This is a genomic window from Prauserella cavernicola, from assembly GCF_016595675.1.
Lineage (GTDB): Bacteria > Actinomycetota > Actinomycetes > Mycobacteriales > Pseudonocardiaceae > Prauserella_A > Prauserella_A cavernicola.
Genome location: NZ_JAENJH010000023.1, coordinates 1 through 5,142, shown reverse-complemented (window position 1 = coordinate 5,142; position 5,142 = coordinate 1). Strand labels below are relative to the sequence as shown.

Below are 5,142 nucleotides of genomic sequence, written 5' to 3'. Positions count from 1 at the left end.
TTTTTGGTGGGTTTGCTTGAGGCTATATGTTGAATATAGCCAGGTTTTTCTCTAATGCATTGTTGGAGAGTTTGATCCTGGCTCAGGACGAACGCTGGCGGCGTGCTTAACACATGCAAGTCGAACGCTGAAGCTCAGCTTGCTGGGTGGATGAGTGGCGAACGGGTGAGTAACACGTGGGTAATCTGCCCTGTACTCTGGGATAAGCCTGGGAAACTGGGTCTAATACCGGATATGACTTCCTGCCGCATGGTGGGGGGTGGAAAGTTCCGGCGGTACAGGTTGAGCCCGCGGCCTATCAGCTTGTTGGTGGGGTGATGGCCTACCAAGGCGGTGACGGGTAGCCGGCCTGAGAGGGCGACCGGCCACACTGGGACTGAGACACGGCCCAGACTCCTACGGGAGGCAGCAGTGGGGAATATTGCACAATGGGCGAAAGCCTGATGCAGCGACGCCGCGTGAGGGATGACGGCCTTCGGGTTGTAAACCTCTTTCGCCAGGGACGAAGCGAGAGTGACGGTACCTGGAGAAGAAGCACCGGCTAACTACGTGCCAGCAGCCGCGGTAATACGTAGGGTGCAAGCGTTGTCCGGAATTATTGGGCGTAAAGAGCTCGTAGGCGGTGTGTCACGTCGGCCGTGAAAACCTCAGGCTTAACTTGGGGCTTGCGGTCGATACGGGCATCACTTGAGTTCGGTAGGGGAGACTGGAATTCCTGGTGTAGCGGTGGAATGCGCAGATATCAGGAGGAACACCGGTGGCGAAGGCGGGTCTCTGGGCCGATACTGACGCTGAGGAGCGAAAGCGTGGGGAGCGAACAGGATTAGATACCCTGGTAGTCCACGCTGTAAACGTTGGGCGCTAGGTGTGGGGTGCTGTCCACGCATCCCGTGCCGTAGCTAACGCATTAAGCGCCCCGCCTGGGGAGTACGGCCGCAAGGCTAAAACTCAAAGGAATTGACGGGGGCCCGCACAAGCGGCGGAGCATGTGGATTAATTCGATGCAACGCGAAGAACCTTACCTGGGCTTGACATGCATCAGATTGCCGTAGAGATACGGTTTCCCTTGTGGTTGGTGTACAGGTGGTGCATGGCTGTCGTCAGCTCGTGTCGTGAGATGTTGGGTTAAGTCCCGCAACGAGCGCAACCCTTATCCTATGTTGCCAGCGGGTAATGCCGGGGACTCGTGGGAGACTGCCGGGGTCAACTCGGAGGAAGGTGGGGATGACGTCAAGTCATCATGCCCCTTATGTCCAGGGCTTCACACATGCTACAATGGCTGGTACAGAGGGTTGCGATACCGTGAGGTGGAGCGAATCCCTTAAAGCCGGTCTCAGTTCGGATCGTAGTCTGCAACTCGACTGCGTGAAGTCGGAGTCGCTAGTAATCGCAGATCAGCATTGCTGCGGTGAATACGTTCCCGGGCCTTGTACACACCGCCCGTCACGTCACGAAAGTCGGTAACACCCGAAGCCCATGGCCTAACCCTTCGGGGGTGGAGTGGTCGAAGGTGGGACTGGCGATTGGGACGAAGTCGTAACAAGGTAGCCGTACCGGAAGGTGCGGCTGGATCACCTCCTTTCTAAGGAGCACTTTCACATCCCCTGGTTGTCGCTGCGGCGTGTCGGGGGAGTGGCCACTTGATCCGGCGAGTGTTCGGATGGTGGTTGCTCAAGGAATTGTGGACCGAAGACTACGGATAAAAGCTCGCAACACACTGTTGGGTCCTGAGGCAACACGCTCGGGGCTTCTGCTCTGGGGACGGTTGTTTCTGGTGTGGTGTTTGAGAATTGTAGAGTGAGTGCGAGCATCTTTGTGGTCAAGTTATGTAGGGCACATGGTGGATGTCTGGGCACTAGGGGCCGATGAAGGACGTGGGAGGCTGCGATAAGCCTCGGGGAGCTGTCAACCGAGCTGTGATCCGAGGGTGTCCGAATGGGGTAACCCGGCACCTGTTATGAGGTGTCACCCGCTGGTGAATATATAGCCGGTGTGGAGGGAACGCGGGGAAGTGAAACATCTCAGTACCCGTAGGAAGAGAAAACAAGAGTGATTCCGTGAGTAGTGGCGAGCGAAAGCGGATGAGGCTAAACCGTGCGCATGTCAAGCTGTCAGGTGTTGTGTGTGCGGGGTTGTGGGACCTATTTGCCAAGGGCTGACACTCTTGGGGATGTGGCGTGTGGTTAGCGGAACGCTTTGGGATGAGCGGCCGGAGTGGGTGAGAGTCCCGTACGCGAAAACTGCATTGTCAGGTCTGGATGGTGTTCCCGAGTAGCAGCGAGCTCGTGGAATTTGCTGTGAATCTGCCGGGACCACCCGGTAAGCCTAAATACTTCCTAGTGACCGATAGCGGACAAGTACCGTGAGGGAAAGATGAAAAGTACCCCGGGAGGGGAGTGAAAGAGTACCTGAAACCGTGTGCCTGCAAGCCGTCAGAGCGATCCTTTTGGGATGGTGATGGCGTGCCTTTTGAAGAATGAGCCTGCGAGTTCGTGCTGCGTGGCGAGGTTAACCCGTGTGGGGTAGCCGTAGCGAAAGCGAGTCTGAATAGGGCGTTGAGTTGCGTGGTCGAGACCCGAAGCGGAGTGATCTACCCATGGCCAGGCTGAAGCGCCGGTAAGACGGCGTGGAGGGCCGAACCCACTTAGGTTGAAAACTGAGGGGATGAGCTGTGGGTAGGGGTGAAAGGCCAATCAAACTCCGTGATAGCTGGTTCTCCCCGAAATGCATTTAGGTGCAGCGTCGCATGTTTCACACCTGGGGTAGAGCTACTGGGTGGCCTAGGGGCCTTACCGGGTTACCGAAGTCAACCAAACTCCGAATACGGGTGTGTGAGAGTGCGGCAGTGAGACGGCGGGGGATAAGCTTCGTCGTCGAGAGGGAAACAGCCCAGAACACCAGCTAAGGCCCCTAAGTGTGTGCTCAGTGGGAAAGGATGTGGAGTCGCAGAGACAACCAGGAGGTTGGCTTAGAAGCAGCCACCCTTGAAAGAGTGCGTAATAGCTCACTGGTCAAGTGGTTCTGCGCCGACAATGTAGCGGGGCTTAAGCACACCGCCGAAGCTGTGTCACTCACACATGAGATCGGTGCCTTCCTTCGTGGAGGGTGTCTAGTCGTGTGGGTGGGTAGGGGAGCGTCCTGCATCCAGGGAAGCGGCCGCGGAAGCGAGTCGTGGAGGGTGTGGGAGTGAGAATGCAGGCATGAGTAGCGAATGCAGAGTGAGAATCTCTGCCGCCGGATGACCAAGGGTTCCTGGGCCAGGTTGTTCCGCCCAGGGTAAGTCGGGACCTAAGGCGAGGCCGACAGGCGTAGTCGATGGACAACGGGTTGATATTCCCGTACCCGCGTGTGTGCGTCCCTGGTGAGGCAGGGGATACTAACCACCCGAGCCGCATCAATGGCTCTTCGGAGTTGTGGTGTTGGTGAGCGTGGGACCTGATCCTGTAGTAGTCAAGCGATGGGGTGACGCAGGAAGGTAGCTCCGCCAGTCAGTGGTAATACTGGTGTAAGCGTGTGGCCCGCAGGATAGGTAAATCCGTTCTGCATTGAGGGTGAGGCGTGATGCGTAGCCGTTGTGGTGAAGTAGAGTGATCCTATGCTGCCGAGAAAAGCCTCTAGCGAGTGCATGTGTGGCCCGTACCCCAAACCGACACAGGTGGTCAGGTAGAGAATACTAAGGCGATCGGGTGAACTGTGGTTAAGGAACTCGGCAAATTGCCCCCGTAACTTCGGGAGAAGGGGGGCCAAGCCTGCTGAAGCTTTTTTCGAGCTAGGTGGGAGTGGCCGCAGAGACCAGCGGAAAGCGACTGTTTACTAAAAACACAGGTCCATGCGAAGACGCAAGTCGAGGTATATGGACTGACGCCTGCCCGGTGCTGGAACGTTAAGAGGACCGGTTAACCTTTCGGGGTGAAGCTGAGAATTTAAGCGCCAGTAAACGGCGGTGGTAACTATAACCATCCTAAGGTAGCGAAATTCCTTGTCGGGTAAGTTCCGACCTGCACGAATGGCGTAACGACTTTCCGGCTGTCTCAACCACAGGCCCGGCGAAATTGCACTACGAGTAAAGATGCTCGTTTCGCGCGGCAGGACGGAAAGACCCCGGGACCTTTACTATAGCTTGGTATTGGTTTTCGGTTCGGCTTGTGTAGGATAGGTGGGAGACTGTGAAGCGCACACGCTAGTGTGTGTGGAGTCATTGTTGAAATACCACTCTGGTCGTGCTGGGAATCTAACTTCGGACCGTGATCCGGTTCAGGGACAGTGCCTGGTGGGTAGTTTAACTGGGGCGGTTGCCTCCCAAAGAGTAACGGAGGCGCCCAAAGGTTCCCTCAGCCTGGTTGGCAATCAGGTGTTGAGTGTAAGTGCACAAGGGAGCTTGACTGTGAGACTGACAGGTCGAGCAGGTACGAAAGTAGGGACTAGTGATCCGGCACCACCTGGTGGAAGGGGTGTCGCTCAACGGATAAAAGGTACCCCGGGGATAACAGGCTGATCTTGCCCAAGAGTCCATATCGACGGCATGGTTTGGCACCTCGATGTCGGCTCGTCGCATCCTGGGGCCGGAGTAGGTCCCAAGGGTTGGGCTGTTCGCCCATTAAAGCGGCACGCGAGCTGGGTTTAGAACGTCGTGAGACAGTTCGGTCCCTATCCGCCGCGCGCGTAGGAGACTTGCGGAAGGCTGTCCCTAGTACGAGAGGACCGGGACGGACGAACCTCTGGTATGCCAGTTGTCACACCAGTGGCATGGCTGGTTAGCTACGTTCGGAAGGGATAACCGCTGAAGGCATCTAAGCGGGAAGCCTGTTCCTAGATGAGGTCTCCCACCCCACGTGGGTTAAGGCTCCCAGTAGACCACTGGGTTGATAGGCCAGACATGGACGCACGGTAACGTGTTTTTGAGTGGACTGGTACTAATAAGCCGAGGACTTGCCTACAAAGGTGCTACGCACTCACTCTACGATTCTGAAACACCACACACTCTAATTGGATAGTGTGTGCACTGTTTCACCAGTGTTTCGGTGGTTATAGCGGTGGGGTCACGCCCGGTCCCATTCCGAACCCGGAAGCTAAGCCCACCAGCGCCGATGGTACTGCACCCGAGGGGGTGTGGGAGAGTAGGACACCGCCGAACTTAACTTC

At 56.7% G+C, this 5,142-nt stretch carries 3 rRNA genes; all 3 read left to right on the top strand.

The features are described from left to right. The first annotated feature begins 59 nt into the window (after positions 1-59). The 3 genes from JHE00_RS34450 (at position 60) to rrf (ending at position 5,134) form a co-directional block, all read left to right on the top strand. Positions 60-1,582: ribosomal RNA gene (locus tag JHE00_RS34450) — 16S ribosomal RNA — on the top strand. Positions 1,583-1,817: 235 nt separating this feature from the next. Continuing rightward, positions 1,818-4,937: ribosomal RNA gene (locus JHE00_RS34445) — 23S ribosomal RNA — on the top strand. Positions 4,938-5,017: 80 nt separating this feature from the next. Continuing rightward, a 5S ribosomal RNA gene (gene rrf / locus JHE00_RS34440) occupies positions 5,018-5,134 on the top strand. The 16S, 23S and 5S rRNA genes sit together here, the layout of an rRNA operon. The last annotated feature ends 8 nt before the right edge of the window (positions 5,135-5,142 follow it).